We start from the raw sequence: 15682 nt of genomic DNA, 5'->3' as shown, positions 1-15682 counted from the left end.
GAACGTCACGCTGATGAAAAAGTGGTTCGTCCAGAAATACCGCGAAACGCCGGACGAAACCCGCCGCCATGCCTTTGCGGGGCATGCGGCCTGACCGGGCTGCCGGATTTGACCCCGCGCCGCCCGCTTGTCATTCTCTAGCGCATGATCAAAGGCGTTCTTCTCGATCTCGCTGGCGTTCTCTATGACGCCGACCGGCCCGTGCCCGGCGCAGCCGGGGCGGTGGCCCGCCTGCGCGACGCCGGATTGCCCCTGCGCTTTCTCACCAACTCCACCCGCGCGCCCCGGCGGGTGCTGCTGGAAAAACTCCGCGGCTACGGCATCGACCTCACCGGGGACGAACTGTTCACCCCCGCCCGCGCCGCCTGCGACCTGCTGATCGCCTGCGGCCTGAAACCCCACCTGCTGATCCACCCCGACCTGGCCGAGGATTTCGCGGACCTGCCCGACACCCTCGGTCCGGGCCGTGCGCTGGTGGTGGGCGATGCGGGCCGCCACTTCACCTATGACGCGCTCAACGCCGCCTTCCGGGTGCTTGAGGACGGCGCGGATTTCCTCGCCCTCGCCGCCAACCGCACCTTCCGCGACGCGGACGGCGCATTGTCGATGGATGCCGGGGCCTTCGTCGCCGCGCTGGAATACGCCTCGCGCCAGCCGCCCGAAATTCTGGGCAAACCCGCCAAACCCTTCTTCGACGCCGCACTGGCCAGCATGAATCTCGCCCCCGAAGAGGCCGTCATGATCGGCGACGACGCCGAGTCCGACATCGCCGGGGCGCTGACCGCCGGGCTGGGGCAGGCGATCCTCGTGCGCACCGGCAAGTACCGCGCGGGCGACGAAACCCGCACAACTCCGGCCCCCAACCACGTCGCCGACACCGTGGTGCAGGCCGTCACCCACATCCTCGCCTGACACGGCCGCCCTTGCCACCCTGCCGCCCCTTTGCTTTAACCACCCGGAACGCAATTTCCCCCGGAGGCCGGCATGGTCGACATCGCAACCCGCGTCTACAACCACCGCTGGAAGATGGACCCGATCGTCCGCTCCCTGATCGACACGGATTTCTACAAGCTGCTGATGTGCCAGTCGGTCTTCCGCAACAGGCCCGACACACAGGTCACCTTCAGCCTGATCAACCGCACCAAATCCATCCGCCTCGCCGAGCTGATCGACGAAGGCGAGCTGCGCGAACAGCTCGATCACATCCGCTCGCTCTCGCTTACCCGCGGGGAATCCACCTGGCTGCGCGGCAATACCTTCTACGGCAAGCGCCAGATGTTCACCCCCGAATTCATGGAGTGGTTCGAAACCCTGCGCCTGCCGCCCTACCACCTGGAAAAACGCGACGGCCAGTACGAACTGACATTCGAGGGCGCATGGCCCGAGGTCATGCTCTGGGAAATCCCCGCGCTCGCCGTGCTGATGGAACTGCGCTCGCGCGCGGTGCTCCACGACATGAAGAAATTCGAACTTCAGGTGCTCTATGCCCGCGCCATGACGAAACTGTGGGAAAAGGTCGAGCGCCTGCGCCCCTTCGACGGGCTGCGCATCGCCGATTTCGGCACACGGCGGCGGCATTCCTTCATGTGGCAGGACTGGTGCGTGCGCGCCATGTGCGAAGGTCTGGGCGAGAAATTCGTCGGCACCTCAAACTGCCTGATCGCCAAGAACCGCGACCTTGAGGCCATCGGCACCAACGCCCATGAATTGCCCATGGTCTACGCCGCGCTGGCCGAAACCGACGCCGAACTGGCCGAGGCCCCCTACAAGGTGCTGGCCGACTGGCACGAAGAGCATTCGGGCAACCTGCGCATCATCCTGCCCGATACCTACGGCACCGAAGGGTTCCTGCAAAACGCCCCCGACTGGCTGGCCGGCTGGACCGGCATCCGCATCGATTCCGGCGACCCGGCCACCGGCGCCGAAATCGCGATCCGCTGGTGGCAGGACCGCGGCGAAGACCCGCGCGACAAGCTGATCATCTTCTCCGACGGCCTCGATGAGGACAAGATCATCGACCTGCATCAGCAATTCCACGGCCGCGTCAAACTCAGCTTCGGCTGGGGCACGCTGCTCACCAACGACTTCCGCGGCCTGACAGACGGCGACGCCCTCGCCCCGTTCTCACTGGTCTGCAAGGCGGTGGCGGCAAACGGAAAACCCACGGTGAAACTCTCCGACAACCCGAGAAAGGCCATGGGCCCGGAGGACGAGATTGCCCGGTATAAACGGGTGTTCGGAGTGGGGGAGCAGGAGGCGATTGAGGTGGTGGTTTAGGGGCTTACCTACGCTCCATGTTCCGGACTTTCCTCTTCGTGATTAGGGCGCTGTTTTTTCAAGAATGCAAGCCGTGAGCTAACTCGCTCGGAATCACTGTACCTGAATTCATCTGACAGATAAGTTTTTAAATGCTCTCTAAGTAGGTCCATCTTCAAACCCGTTCTAAGGTGATATATCTCTTCGTCGGAGAGTTCGAGATTGTCGGCTGACGCTGCAGAAACGTCTGTAGCAACGATGCTTACCTTGGCTAGAGACCTAGTTTCCTTATCGATACGTATTATCTCAGAGATCAAAGCATATGCTAATTTTAACATTGCTGCGACGACCGCAGTAGCAACTAGCACATAAGGCATTCTGGTTACGAATATAGAGAATATCCTCGCGTTACTTGTTTCATTAAGTACGGTGGATAAGTTGACTGCGTTTAATAACAATTGCCCTGCTATTGCAGTTATTACCAGCAACGGTAGAAGTGCTAGTTTCCAGTAAAAAGACTTATCTTCTCCTCCGCGCTTTGCAAATTCGCTAAGCTCGCTCGGGAACAGGTATATATCATTTTCTAATGATTTTAATTCGGCTGCCTTGTCATTGATCTGCTTGCCTAGCCGATCTCGTTCTGCAGTACGTTGTTCAATTGTTGCTTCTTGTTTTTCAACTCTAGCAGCAAGTTCCGATTGTTCCGCCTTCCTTTTTACTATCGCATCTTGGAGATCATTTTTTGCCCCCTCTAACTCAGCGATTTGTTCGGTTAGAGCATCTATTTTATTATTGTTTTCTTGGATTGAATTTTGTTGTTCTGTTAGCTTTTGTTGTTGCTCCTGAATCGAAGCTTCTTTTTGTTGAGAAATTTGAATTGTTTTTTGAGCTTCATGAATTGCCCGCTCTTTAGCAATTCTAAGATTCGAGAGTTCCTCTCTTGCATCTTCAAGCCAGTCAAGTGTGAAACCTTCCACTCCGACGACTTCAATCCTAGGCGTTTGCCCCCAATACTTAGAAGCAGGTCGGAATTCGAATTCCGTTATCAGGTCATTAATCGAGAATTCAAACTTTCCTTGGGAAAAGGACGCCTTTGTGGTTTGAAATTCATTGTTTCTTGGGGTTTTCCATCTGAATTCGCAGTCTTTGTAGTCATAGTTCAATGCTTCAACTACGATGTTCGTGGCAAACACTGGCGCTTCTAGACCGAAATGATACCAGTTGTTCCGTCCCTTGATGAAGAATTCTTCATCATCATTATTGATAAGCTTGGTCGTTTTGTTGTTCTTTTTGCTGAACAACTCAAAAGGTATGCGGCTTGGTTCGCTTACGATCGTATTATTAATTTCAGAGATTTGATCTGACATATTACCTCGGGAGTTTTTTGCAATACTAGATGTTCATGTTTTGTTTTTCAACTAACGCATTAAACTAAGAAGGATATTATCTATTGACTAGTTGGCAAACCCCTCAAACCCACCGTCCCGCATCCATCCGCTGATGCAGTACCCGGATCACTTCTATCGCATCGTCATTCTCGCGGAAAAACACGATGTGCTTGCCACATGTCAGCGACCGGCAGCCCGGCAAAACATCTTTGGCGCTTCGCGATGGCGTTTTGCCATCTGGAAGCCCCATGATTGCGGTGCGGATTGCATCGACATAGCCGTTGGCCTGTTGGGGGCCCCAATTCTCCGCAGAATAAAGCCAAATATCGCGCAGGTCGTCTTGGGCCTCACGCGACAGGTGTAGCCGTTTCATGCGCGATGCTTCGCGTTCATCTCGGCCAGAAACTCATCGAAATCGAAGTCTTCGATGAATCCACTGTCGATGCCCTTCTGCACTTCCGCCCGCAGGCGTTCCAGTTTTTCTTCTTCCGCTTCCAACATCCGCAACCCCGCGCGCACCACGTCACTGGCCGAACTGTAGCGGCCACTTTCCACGGCCCTGGTTATGAAATCGTTAAAATGATCGCTCAGCACGACCGAGGTATTGCGCGGCATGGGCTGTCTCCTTCAGACACATATATACCAATCCTTGGTACACTCATCAATCCGTAGGGTGCGCATTCACTGCGCACCGCCCCCGGCCACCCCTCACTCCTCCCGGTCCACCTTGCCGCGCAGCGCTTTCACCTCGCCGCGCACCTTCTTGGCCTTCAGCCGCCGTTTCTTCGATCCCAATGTCGGGCGCGTCGGGATGCGCCGTTTGGGTTTCTCGCAGGCCTTGCGGATCAACTCGGCCAGACGGTCCCGCGCGATCTCGCGGTTGCGGGCCTGTGATCGCGTTTCCTCCACCTGGATCACCACCGCGCCGTCCTTGGTCCACCTCCGGCCCGCGATCCGTTCTAGCCGCCGTTTGACAGCATTTGGTAAATTGGGCGACCGCCCGGCCTCGAAGCGCAGTTCCACCGCCGTGCTGACCTTGTTCACGTTCTGCCCGCCGGGGCCCGAGGCGCGGATGAACTGCTCGGTCAGTTCCCAATCCTCGATCTCGATCTGGTCGGTGATTTTCATGCCCGCTCCCCGGCTTTTGCGTCCCGGATGGACGCACAGTCGCCCGCGCCCCCGGATTTTCGTACAAAACACGCGTACACTTCGTACAAAACGTACGAAAATTCAAAGGGCCGTCCCGATCCCGGAACGGCCCCCTAAAGGTTTGCGGAGGTGGGGCCGGTTAGGCCGCACCAATTCGGGTAAATTCTGTCCCAGAGGCTGCTCTAGGCGCGATCCCTCCGAACTGTTCCGGCACCTCTCTCCAATCCCTTTATAGACACTGGACCACCTCCTTTCATTTGTTGAACTTATCCACAGCCTGCCACAGATTTTCTCGTTGTCAAAACAAAATACAGTGGTCGGTGCGATTTTTTCCTCAGCATATGGTCAGTTCGCCTGCAAAACAGACACACATTGGCGGGGCAGGTCATGCATCGTCAACTCGCGCCGCGGCTTGGGTTTGGGCGCGCTCGGATCGGGCGGCGGCGGGTTCAGGATGTTGTTGACCCACTGCTGCGCATCCGCACAGCCATCCCCCGGAGGCGGCGGGGTCTGGTTCACGCAACCCCTTGCATTATCAGGACATTTCAGCCGGACATGGAAATGGTAATGATGCCCGTACCACGGCCTGATCTTGCGCAGCCACGCCCGGTCGCCGGTTTCGTCCTTGCACATCCGCACCTTGGCTCCCGGAAACACGAAGATCCGCGCCGTCCGCGGATCCTGTGCCGCCGCCTTCATGATCTCGTGATGCGCCCGCGTCCATTGATCGTTCGTGAACGCCCCTTTGGACCGCCGCATCGAGATCGACGAGATGCTCTCACGCTCGGCCCGGCTCAGGTTCAGCCGATCCGCAGGCCGCATCCAGATGTCGACATCCATTCCGATCTGATGGCTGGCATGCCCGGTCAGCATCGGCCCTCCGCGCGGCTGGCTGATATCCCCGACATACAGTCCGCTCCACCCCGGTTGCCGGGCGGCGGTACGGGAGAGTTTCTGAATGAAGTCAATGGCTTCCGGGTGTCCCCAATTGCGATTCCGGCTCAGCCGCATGGCCTGCCAGGTGGGGCCCGTTTCGGGCAATTGCGCTCCTCCCGCCAGGCACCCCTTGGAGTATCCGCCAAAGGGTTCGGCCCCATGATGCGATCCGCCACCGGCCTTGCCGAACAACTGCTTGGCCTGCACGCCGACCATGGACGCCGGGATGTTCTGCGTGGAAACGACTTGACGGGTATTGCCCGTTTCGGGCGGAGGCGAGGCGGTATTGCACCCCGCCAGCATCAGGCCCAACGCGATCAATCCGAGATAACGCCCCATTTTTCCCTGTCCCCTTCTGCTTTGACCCAGCGTAACAGCACAAGGCCGATCAGGAAAAGAACAATCACAGGGGAAACGCCGATCCGCGCGCTCCCGCTCAGCGTCGTGACCGTGCCGATCAGGGCCGGCGCGATAAAGGCCGTTGCCCGCCCGGACAGCCCGTACAATCCGAAACTTTCGGTCGGTGCCCTGGGGTCGGTATGGCGCACCATCAGAGATCGGCTGGCCGCCTGCAACGTGCCCCCGAACCCGCCGATCAGGACGCCGCAGCCAAAGAACATGATGTCGGGCAGTTTCGACCCTTCGGCCAATGCCATACCGAAAATCTGCTGCCGGTCCATGCCGACGACGGTAACGCAGACCGCGATCAGCGCCCAGATCGCGACGATGATCACCGGTTTGGGGCCGAACACCTTGTCGGCCTGCCCGCCGATCCAGCTGAACAGTGCCGCCGAGATGGCCCCGACAATGCCGAACACACCAATCGACACGATGTTCCAGTTCAGCACCAGTGCCGCATAGGTGCCGCCGAACCCGTACAGGCCGTTCAGCGCATCGCGATACATCATGGACGATCCCAGATAGGCCGACAGGCTCAGCCGTTGGCGCAAGCCCTTGATCGATCTGGTCAGCAGGCGCATCGCGTCCCCTACGCCTTTGCCCTGCGCCTTCGGTCCCAGATCGCGGACCCACAGGAAATAGGGAATCATGAACACCGCATACCAGACAGCAGTGAAAGGTCCGACAAACCGGGTGCCCTCCTTGTTGGCGGGGTCAAAGCCAAGCGCCGGGTCCAGCCCGATCAGGGTCTTGCCCGAGGGTTGCTCGACGAACAGCAACAGCATGACGATCAGCGCCAGCAACCCGCCCGCATAACCAAAGGCAAATCCCGAACCCGACAGCGCGCCCACCTTGTCCCCGGAGCCGAGCGAGGGAAGCTGCGAGTTGATGAAGATCAGCGCATATTCCGCGCCGATAAACCCGATGCCGAAGGAAAACAACGCCCACCACATGTTGGACCCGTCAGGCTGCGTCCACCACAGCCCTGCCGCCCCCAGAACGTAAAGCGTGGAAAACCCGACGATCCAGGGCAACCGCCGCCCTGTCGTATCCGCCAGTGCGCCCATCAGGGGTGCCCCGAGGCCGATCACCAATCCCGTCACGGTCAGGCAGAGCGACCACAGGCTTTGCGCGCGGGCGTCTGCGGCCTGCTCGCTCAGCCCGGCATTCATGAAGTATTCGGCAGCGATCGAGGCAAAGAACGGCCCGAAAATGAAGGTGACCAGAAGCGTGTGATACGGCTGGCTGGCCCAGTCGAAGAAAAGCCAGCCCCAGATCCGTTTGCGCTGCGATATGCCTGCCATGCTCAACCCCTGTTTGCGGGCCGATATGACAGGGCCGCATGGCCAGAGGCAAGCTATTCCTGCATCGGGGGCCACGGGCGTTGCGCGTCGGCAGCAACCCATGCCTGCACCCAGCCGGGGGCATCGGGTGTCGCCACGTTTTGCCCGACCTCGGCCATCACCTCTTTGGGCGGTACGATCCCGTCTTTGCCGGTCACGGCTGTGCGCAACAGGATATGGTTGGCGCATTCGCCCGAGGCCTTCCACATCGACTGTTCGATATAGATGAACTTGTCATCCCAGCAGACCGCGCGCGAGCGCATCTCGATTGTTTCGAAGGCCCGGATGCGCCGCCGGTACCGCACGGTGGAGCCCGCCACCGTCAATCCCCATTTCCGGCGCTTCAATGCGCCGATCAGCCCCACCCGCTGTGCCAGCGGGAAGCGCCCCAGATCGAACAGGGTCAGGGTGCGACCGTTGTTCAATTCCATCCAAAGGTCGATATCCCAGGGCAGGCACATGTGGTGCGATACATGCGTGCCGGTCACCGGCAGGGGGGAATCCTTGCGGTGCTTGAACAGTTGCCAGATCATACGCACGAAGGGATACATGGGCGCTCTCCTTTTGTGGGGTTTTCGGGTGGTTGCAGGGCCGCGTCAACCGCAACCCCGCGTCAGACTTGCGCTTTTGCCGTCGCGCGCTTAGGTCTTGGGCTGTTTCGCGGTGAAAGGACGACGCCGATGCAATCCCTGTTCCAGATCCTAATGCTGCTGCTCGACGTGCTGTGGTTCTTTATCATCGCCCACGTCATCATGAGCTGGCTGATCAATTTCCAGGTTCTCAACCTGCACCAGCAGTTCGTTGCCCAGGTCTGGCACATGCTGAACCGTATTCTCGAACCGATCTATCAGCCCATCCGCCGTATCCTGCCGCCGATGTCGGGTATTGACCTTGCGCCGCTGGTGGCGCTGATCGGTGTCTACGTGATCCGCATCGTTCTGGTGAACAACGCCGCCGCCTTCTACTAAGTCGCAGCACTGGGGTATTGCCCCACGACTCGGCCTGTGAAAGACTCTGCCCAAGAGCAGACAAACAAATCACAGGACTTCCATGCCAGGCGCTGCCACGCTTTTGCGCGATGTGTTCGGATTCGATGCCTTCCGCCCTGGGCAGGAGGACATCGTGACCGCGGTTTCGCGTGGTGAAAACGTGTTGGCGATCATGCCCACGGGGGGCGGAAAATCCCTGTGCTTCCAGCTTCCGGCGCTGATGCGCGACGGGGTGACGGTGGTAATCTCGCCGCTCATTGCCCTGATGCGCGATCAGGTTCGCGCCCTGCGCGAAGCCGGGGTCGAGGCCGGTGCGCTGACCTCGGGCAACACGGATGAGGAAACCGCCGCTGTCTGGGACGCGCTCGAGGCCGGACGGCTCAAGTTGCTTTATATCGCGCCGGAACGCCTTGCTGCCGGGTCGGCCATGGGGATGCTGCGGCGGATCGGTATATCGTTGATCGCCGTGGACGAGGCGCATTGCGTCAGCCAATGGGGCCATGATTTCCGCCCCGATTACCTGCGCATCGGGGAGTTGCGCCGCGCCTTGAATGTGCCGCTGGCGGCCTTTACCGCCACCGCCGATGCCGAAACACAGGCCGAGATCGTCGAGAAGCTGTTCGATGGCCAGCCGCCACAAAGCTTCCTGCGCGGCTTCGACCGGCCCAATATCCATCTTGCCTTTGCCCCTAAGGACAGCCCGCGCCGCCAGATCATGGAGTTCGCCGCGGCCCGCAAGGGGCAGTCCGGCATCGTCTATTGCGGCACCCGGGCCAAGACCGAAAGCCTTGCGCGCGCCCTGTGCGAAGGCGGGCACAACGCCTGTCACTACCACGGCGGGATGGAGGCCGGGGACCGGCGCATTGTCGAGAGCCGTTTCAATTCCGAAGACGGGCTGATCGTGGTGGCCACCGTGGCATTCGGCATGGGCGTGGATAAACCCGATATCCGATGGGTCGCCCATGCCGATCTGCCCAAATCCATCGAGGCCTATTATCAGGAAATCGGCCGCGCCGGCCGCGATGGTGCGCCCGCCGAAACGCTCACGCTGTTCGGCCCCGACGATATCCGCCTGCGTCGCTCGCAGATCGACGAGGGGCTGGCCCCGCCCGAGCGGCGCATGGCCGATCACGGGCGGCTCAATGCACTGCTCGGATTGGCCGAGGCTCTGGAGTGCCGTCGCACGACCCTGCTGGGCTATTTCGGGGAACAGGCCGAACCCTGTGGCAATTGCGATCTGTGCGACACTCCGCCCGAAACCTTCGATGGGACGCAGCCGGTGCGCAAGGCGCTGTCGGCGATCCTGCGCACCGATGAACGGTTCGGCGCGGGCCACCTGATCGACATCCTGATCGGCAACGAAACCGACAAGGTGTGCGCACGCGGCCATGACCAGTTGCCCACCTTCGGTGTGGGCCGTGACCTCGAGCGGCGCACATGGCAGGGCGTGTTCCGGCAGATGATGGGCCATGATCTGGTGCGCCCCGATCCCGACCGCCACGGCGCCCTGCGCATGACCGAAGCCGCCCGCCCGATCTTGCGCGACGAACAATCCATCACCCTGCGCCGTGACACGCTGGTGTCGAAATCGCGCCGCCCGGCGGCCAGGGCACTGGTGGCGGACGAGGACGCGCCGCTGCTGTCCGCGCTCAAGGCCAAGCGCCGGGCATTGGCCGAGGCCGCCAAGGTTCCGGCCTATGTGGTGTTCAATGACCGGACCCTGATCGAGATGGCCGAAAAGCGTCCCAATTCGCTGGACGAGATGGCCCGGATCAGCGGCGTCGGCGCGAAAAAGCTTGAGCGTTACGGCGACGAATTCCTGTCTGTCATCAACGGCGAGGCCGAGGCAATGCACCCCACCCGCCGCAAGCTGGCGGGCCGCGCGGCGGGGTCATTGTATGACCGCCTGCTGGAGGTGCAGGCCGATCTGGCGCGCGGCGAAGCGGGCATCGACAAACCGCTGAGTTGTCCGGCCTCGGCGCTGGCCAAGGTCGCATCGCTGCGTCCGCGCGATCTGGGTGAGTTGACCCGCATCCTTGGCGAACGCCGGGCCGAGCGTTTCGGCACCGCCTTTCTGGACGTTCTGCACACGGCGGACTAAATCCTCTGCAACGCCAAACATAGGAATTTCGGAATGCTTGTTGTGGTTTCCCCCGCGAAAAAGATGAACATGGACCCTGTCGAGGGCCTCGAACCCACGCGCCCCGCCTTTCAGGCACAGGCCGATGAGCTGGCCAAGGTGGCGCAGGGCCTGTCGGTGGACGACCTGCAAAACTTGATGAAAATCAGTGAAAACCTGGCCAAGCTGAACCGCGACCGGTTCAGTGATTTCGGTGAGATGCAGGACAAACCCGCCGCGCTGGCCTTTGCCGGGGACACATATCAAGGGCTGGAAGCCGCCTCGCTCGACGACGATGAAATGATGTGGGCGCAGGACCATTTCCGCATCCTGTCGGGCCTCTACGGGCTGTTGCGGCCCCTTGATGCGATCCAACCCTATCGTCTGGAAATGGGTAGCCGCCTGAAAACCGCCAAAGGCAAGACCCTGTATGATTACTGGGGCGATACCATTGCCAGGGCGCTGAACGAGCAGGCGCAGGCAATCAAGGCCGAAGTGCTGGTCAACTGCGCCAGTCAGGAATATTTCGGCGCGGTCGATCTGAATGCTTTGAACCTGCGGGTCGTCACGCCGGTGTTCATGGAGGAAAAGCCGGGCGGTCCCAAGATCGTCAGCTTCTACGCCAAACGCGCCCGTGGCGCGATGGCGCGCTATATCATTCAGCGCCGCCTGACCGATCCCGAAGCGCTGACCGAGTTCGACACCGGCGGTTATCGCTACGTTCCGGACATCTCCGAGCCGGACAAACCGGTGTTCGTCCGCCCGCCCGAGGACTGATCTCCACCCATCGGGTCGCGCGTGCCTTGGGGCTGCGCGGCGACGATCCGTTCGATAATGGCGGCCTTGCGCAATGGTTTGGTCAGGTAGTGATCCAACCCGGCGCTCAGGATTCCGTCCTCGTCTCCATCCATCGCATGCGCCGTCATTGCCACGATGGGCACCGCTGTGCCGCCTTCATCCTCGAAGGTGCGGATGTGGCCCGTCGCCTCTTTGCCGTCCATGCCGGGCATGGAAATATCCATGAACACGATATCAGGTTTGAACGACCGGTATAACTCCACCGCCTGTGCGCCGTCCTCGGCGAACGCCAGTTCGATATCCAACGCCTTGACCATTTTGGAAAACACCAGCCGGTTGGTCTTGTTGTCCTCGGCCGCCAATACCCGCATGGCGCGGTCGGGCGGGGGGGCGAGCGATGCCACCACCCGGCCAGCAGAAGGTTGCAGAAAACCCCCGACCGACTGCAACGCCGCAAACAGATCCAGCCGAGATACCGGTTTTTGCACCACCGCCTGCACATGGCGGCGTGCCGGTTCCTGATTGGCGTGGCCGCTGCTGGGACTAAGCAGGACAATCGGCATCCGGTGGCCCGCCTCGCGCATCGCCTCGGCCAGTTCCATCCCGTCCATTCCGGGCATGTGATGATCCGTCAGCACCACGTCGATATCGCCGGGGAGACAGTCCATCGCCTCGGCTCCGCTTCTGCAAAGCAGGGTTTCGACCCCGGCTGCGCGCAATTGCTTGTCCAGAATCTCACGGTTCAATGCGTGCGGTCCGACGATCAGAACTCGCCCCAACCCGTCCGGCAGGCGTAACAACTCGGGGTCCGGCGGTATGTCCACGGGCAGGGCCAGCGAGAAACCGAAGGTCGAGCCCTTGCCTTCTTCGGACTCCACCCAGATATCCCCGCCCATCAATCCGATCAGCTTCTTCGAGATCGCCAGCCCCAGCCCGGTGCCCTCGAACTTGCGGTTGCGCTCGTCATCGACCTGGTTGAACTCGCCGAACACATGCCCGACCTTGTCGGCAGGGATACCGATGCCCGTATCCTCGACCGTGATGTGCAATCGCGCGGTGGTATCGTCGCTGTCGGGCAGGCCCACCACCCGCACCACGACATGCCCTTCCTGCGTGAACTTGACGGCGTTGCCTATCAGGTTGGTCATGACCTGACGGATGCGCCCCGGATCGCCGGTAAACCGCGTCGGCAGGAACATGTCGTAATCCACCAGCAGTTCCAGCCCCTTGTCGCGGGCATTGACCTGCATCAGCATCGCCAGTTCGTGCAGCGAATGTTCCAGATCGAAGGGCTCGTTGTGCAGCACCAGCTTTCCGGCTTCGATCTTGGAATAGTCCAGCACGTCGTTGATGATTACCAACAATGCTTCGCCGGAATTGCGGATCGTGTCGGCATAAAGGCGTTGTTCCTCGGTCAGGTCGGTGTCGGCCAGCAATTCGGCCATACCCACCACGCCGTTCATCGGCGTGCGGATTTCATGGCTCATATTGGCAAGAAACGACGATTTCGCCCGGCTGGCGGCTTCGGCCTTGCGACGGGCCTCTTTCAGGTCTTTTTCCTGGCGGATCGTGTCGGTGATATTCAGCGCCAGGTTCACCATGTCGCCGTCATGACCGCGCTGGTCGATCAGCTTGATGTACTCCCCGTTCCACAGGCGGATCACCTCGGGGTCCGGGTTGGGGCTTTGCCAGCGGTCCAGCATCCGTTCGCGCCATGCGGCAGGACGATGTTCGCCGATATCGACGATGCCTTCCTCCGTCATGAATTGCAGGATCTCGATATAGCTGATGCCGGGTTTAACAGCCTCCAGCCCGTCGAAAACCGACAGCCATGCCTTGTTGGCGGCGATCATCCGGCTGTCGGAATCGAAAAAGGCGAACCCGTCCTGAATGGTTTCGATGGAATACCACAGGCGGCGCTCCGCGATTTCGACCTTCTGATTGGCCACCGTCAGGTCGGACTTGACGCGCCGGTTTTCGTCGCGGACGGTTTCCACCTCGGCGCGGGTTTCGACGATCTGATCCGACAGCCGCGCCGCGTGCTTTCCCAGCTTGCGGTTCGCGGCCTGCAATTCGGCCTGTTTCTGTTCCAGCAGCCGTTCGGCGGCAAGGCGTGCGCGCCGCTCTTCGGCCAGCTTGTTGGCAAGGCTCATGCCCCGTCCTCCGACACCCCTGTCCCATGAGTGCCGTCACCATCGGCGATTGTGGTAAACAACTCCTTAAACAGGCCGGGGCGTCAGGGCGGGACCGCGCTATCAGATCCGTTCGAGCGCCAGCGCGATACCTTGCCCGCCGCCGATGCACATGGTCACGAGCGCGCGCTTGCCGCCAGTGCGCTCGAGTTCATAGAGCGCTTTGATGGTGATGATTGCGCCTGTGGCGCCTACCGGATGGCCAAGCGCGATGGCCCCGCCATTGGGGTTCACTCTGGACGGGTCCAGCCCAAGCGCCTTGTTCACCGCCAGGGCCTGTGCGGCAAAGGCCTCGTTCGATTCGATCACGTCGAAATCGCCTGCCGACAACCCGGTTTTCTCCAGCAGCTTTTCAACTGCGGGCACCGGGCCGATTCCCATGACTTCGGGGCGCACACCGGCATGGGCATAGCCCAGAATACGCGCCTTGGGGGTCAGCCCCGCAGCCTCGGCCGCATCGGCACGCGCCAGCACCATCGCGGCGGCGCCGTCGTTCAGCCCGCTGGCATTGCCCGCCGTGACGCTGCCGTCCTTCTGAAAGGCCGGGCGCAGGGCGGCAAGGCCCTCGGCGGTCGTCGGTTTGGGGTGTTCGTCGGTGTCGAAGGCGACCGTGTCGCGCTTGACCTTCACCTCGACCGGAACAATCTGATCCCTGAAATGCCCCGCTTCGATGGCCGCCGCTGCGCGGCGTTGGCTTTCAAGGGCAAACGCATCCTGTGCCTCGCGGCTGATGTCGTGTTCGCCAGCGATGTTTTCGGCGGTGACACCCATATGGCCTGTGCCAAACGGGCAGTTGAGCGTGCCCAGCATCATGTCCAGCACCCGAACATCGCCCATCTTGGCCCCCCACCGCTGATCCGGCACGATAAAGGGTGAGCGGCTCATGCTTTCCGCGCCCCCGGCCAGGGCAAATTCGGCATCGCCCAGCATCAGGGATTGCGCTGCGGAAACAATGGCCTGCGCGCCCGATCCACACAGGCGGTTCACGTTCATTGCGGGGGTGGTATCGGGGATGCCGGCTTCCATCGCGGCGACGCGGCTCAGGTACATGTCCTTGGGTTCGGTATTGATCACCGTGCCGAATACCACATGGCCGATCCGATCGGGCGTGACGCCCGAACGCTCCATCGCGGCGCGGGCCACGGTGGCCCCCAGTTGCGTGGGCGGTGTCGCCGCCAAGGCCCCGCCGAATGTGCCGATAGCCGTGCGCGCGCCGTCGAGAATGACGATGTCGGTCATATGATCCATCCCGTGTTTGAAAGTGTTGCGCCAAGTTTAGCGGCGCTGGCTGGCCAAAAGCAATCCGAACGTCCCGTCAAATCACGGGGCAAGCACCACGCGCCCCTCATCGCTCAACAACCAGCACTTGCCCCCTTCGAACACCGCAGGGCGCAGCGGGCGGCCCCAGCCCGCGCCGCCATCGAGGTTCACGCGGTTGCCACAATGGCGGGGCGCTTCGATTGCGGTATGACCGTGAACGACCAGCCACGGGAACGGGTCGGGATGGCTGAGAAACGGTTCGCGAATCCACATCATGTCTTTCGCCGTCTGATCGGTCAGCGATACACTAGGGCGAATACCTGCGTGAACGAACAGCAAGCCGTCTTCCTGATGCCAAAGCTTCAGCCCCGCCAGAAAATCGCGGTGGGCTTGTGGGATCGCGGCGCGGGCGTCCCGCAGAATGTCGGCCACGTCGCGCCCGTCGGTGTCCACGCCATAGCTGGCCATGGTGGCCTGCCCGCCAAGACGCGGGGAGAACCAAGACAACTCGGGGTGATTCACGCTGGCATGGGCATCGCCCTGATCCAGAAACCGGGGCACATAATCGTCGTGGTTGCCTTTCAGCACGATCCAGTCGCGCCCGCTGGCGATCCCATCGATCAGGGTCTGGATCACGCCGCGGCTGTCTGGCCCGCGATCCACCAGATCGCCCAGAAACACCACCCGCGCATCGCCACCGCCATTGGCGTCGATCAACGAAAGGGCATGTTCCAGCATGGCACGCTGGCCGTGGATATCGGGTAGGGCATAGATCGGTCGGGTCATGGCCGGACAATGGCGCAAAGCCTGCATCCGTTCAAAAGAAAACGGCCCGGAAAACCGGAGTTTCCCG

At 61.0% G+C, this 15682-nt stretch carries 15 protein-coding genes; 5 read left to right on the top strand and 10 right to left on the bottom strand.

All coding sequences use genetic code 11. The features are described from left to right. The first annotated feature begins 144 nt into the window (after positions 1 to 144). Positions 145 to 912: a TIGR01458 family HAD-type hydrolase gene (locus tag BUB53_RS08850; RefSeq protein WP_073034337.1), complete on the top strand. Its 768-nt coding sequence runs from the start codon at positions 145 to 147 to the stop codon at positions 910 to 912. Between the two features lie 72 nt (positions 913 to 984). Continuing rightward, a complete protein-coding gene (gene pncB / locus BUB53_RS08845) occupies positions 985 to 2277 on the top strand; it encodes a nicotinate phosphoribosyltransferase (protein ID WP_073034336.1) in 1293 nt (430 codons plus the stop codon). Positions 2278 to 2285: 8 nt separating this feature from the next. On the opposite strand, the gene BUB53_RS08840 is transcribed toward pncB, so the two are convergent. The 7 genes from BUB53_RS08840 to BUB53_RS08810 form a co-directional block, all read right to left on the bottom strand. Beyond that, a complete protein-coding gene (locus BUB53_RS08840) occupies positions 2286 to 3623 on the bottom strand; it encodes a hypothetical protein (RefSeq protein WP_073034335.1) in 1338 nt (445 codons plus the stop codon). 103 nt (positions 3624 to 3726) lie between these two features. Beyond that, positions 3727 to 4017 (bottom strand): type II toxin-antitoxin system RelE/ParE family toxin, encoded by a 291-nt coding sequence (locus BUB53_RS08835; RefSeq protein ID WP_073034334.1) that lies wholly within the window; start codon positions 4015 to 4017, stop codon positions 3727 to 3729. Beyond that, positions 4014 to 4259 carry a type II toxin-antitoxin system ParD family antitoxin gene (locus BUB53_RS08830; RefSeq protein ID WP_073034333.1) on the bottom strand — a complete coding sequence of 82 codons (246 nt, stop codon included), beginning with the start codon at positions 4257 to 4259 and terminating at the stop codon, positions 4014 to 4016. The genes BUB53_RS08835 and BUB53_RS08830 overlap by 4 nt, the downstream gene beginning before the upstream one ends. A gap of 93 nt (positions 4260 to 4352) precedes the next feature. Beyond that, the gene (arfB, locus tag BUB53_RS08825; RefSeq protein WP_073034332.1) at positions 4353 to 4772 is read right to left on the bottom strand and encodes an alternative ribosome rescue aminoacyl-tRNA hydrolase ArfB; all 420 of its coding nucleotides are present in this window, start codon (positions 4770 to 4772) and stop codon (positions 4353 to 4355) included. Positions 4773 to 5138: 366 nt separating this feature from the next. Beyond that, positions 5139 to 6068 (bottom strand): penicillin-insensitive murein endopeptidase, encoded by a 930-nt coding sequence (gene mepA, locus BUB53_RS08820; protein WP_073034331.1) that lies wholly within the window; start codon positions 6066 to 6068, stop codon positions 5139 to 5141. Continuing rightward, positions 6047 to 7432, bottom strand: coding sequence for an MFS transporter (locus BUB53_RS08815; RefSeq protein ID WP_073034330.1), 1386 nt, complete (start codon positions 7430 to 7432; stop codon positions 6047 to 6049). Before BUB53_RS08815 ends, mepA begins: the two co-directional genes overlap by 22 nt. A 53-nt stretch (positions 7433 to 7485) precedes the next feature. After that, the gene (locus BUB53_RS08810; RefSeq protein WP_073034329.1) at positions 7486 to 8022 is read right to left on the bottom strand and encodes an acyl-CoA thioesterase; all 537 of its coding nucleotides are present in this window, start codon (positions 8020 to 8022) and stop codon (positions 7486 to 7488) included. A gap of 129 nt (positions 8023 to 8151) precedes the next feature. Between BUB53_RS08810 and BUB53_RS08805 the strand changes: the two genes are divergently transcribed. The 3 genes from BUB53_RS08805 to yaaA all read left to right on the top strand — a co-directional run bounded on the left by BUB53_RS08805 (position 8152) and on the right by yaaA (position 11356). Then, positions 8152 to 8439 (top strand): YggT family protein, encoded by a 288-nt coding sequence (locus BUB53_RS08805; protein WP_073034328.1) that lies wholly within the window; start codon positions 8152 to 8154, stop codon positions 8437 to 8439. 82 nt (positions 8440 to 8521) lie between these two features. Next, positions 8522 to 10561, top strand: a complete 2040-nt coding sequence (gene recQ / locus BUB53_RS08800) for a DNA helicase RecQ (protein ID WP_073034327.1) — start codon at positions 8522 to 8524, stop codon at positions 10559 to 10561. A gap of 33 nt (positions 10562 to 10594) precedes the next feature. After that, entirely contained in the window at positions 10595 to 11356 is a 762-nt protein-coding gene (gene yaaA / locus BUB53_RS08795) for a peroxide stress protein YaaA (protein ID WP_073034326.1), read from the top strand. On the opposite strand, the gene BUB53_RS08790 is transcribed toward yaaA, so the two are convergent. From BUB53_RS08790 to BUB53_RS08780, 3 genes are all read right to left on the bottom strand, one after another. Beyond that, entirely contained in the window at positions 11296 to 13530 is a 2235-nt protein-coding gene (locus BUB53_RS08790; RefSeq protein ID WP_073034325.1) for a response regulator, read from the bottom strand. The genes yaaA and BUB53_RS08790 overlap by 61 nt on opposite strands. Before the next feature lie 102 nt (positions 13531 to 13632). Further along, complete coding sequence (locus tag BUB53_RS08785; protein ID WP_073034367.1) at positions 13633 to 14808, bottom strand: acetyl-CoA C-acyltransferase family protein; 1176 nt, start codon at positions 14806 to 14808, stop codon at positions 13633 to 13635. A gap of 81 nt (positions 14809 to 14889) precedes the next feature. Next, positions 14890 to 15615, bottom strand: a complete 726-nt coding sequence (locus BUB53_RS08780) for a metallophosphoesterase (RefSeq protein WP_073034366.1) — start codon at positions 15613 to 15615, stop codon at positions 14890 to 14892. Positions 15616 to 15682: the final 67 nt, after the last annotated feature.

It is taken from the genome of Roseovarius pacificus, from assembly GCF_900142665.1.
Lineage (GTDB): Bacteria > Pseudomonadota > Alphaproteobacteria > Rhodobacterales > Rhodobacteraceae > Roseovarius > Roseovarius pacificus.
The sequence above is the reverse complement of the archived record's forward strand: the minus strand, read 5'-3'. Positions and strand labels throughout refer to the sequence as shown.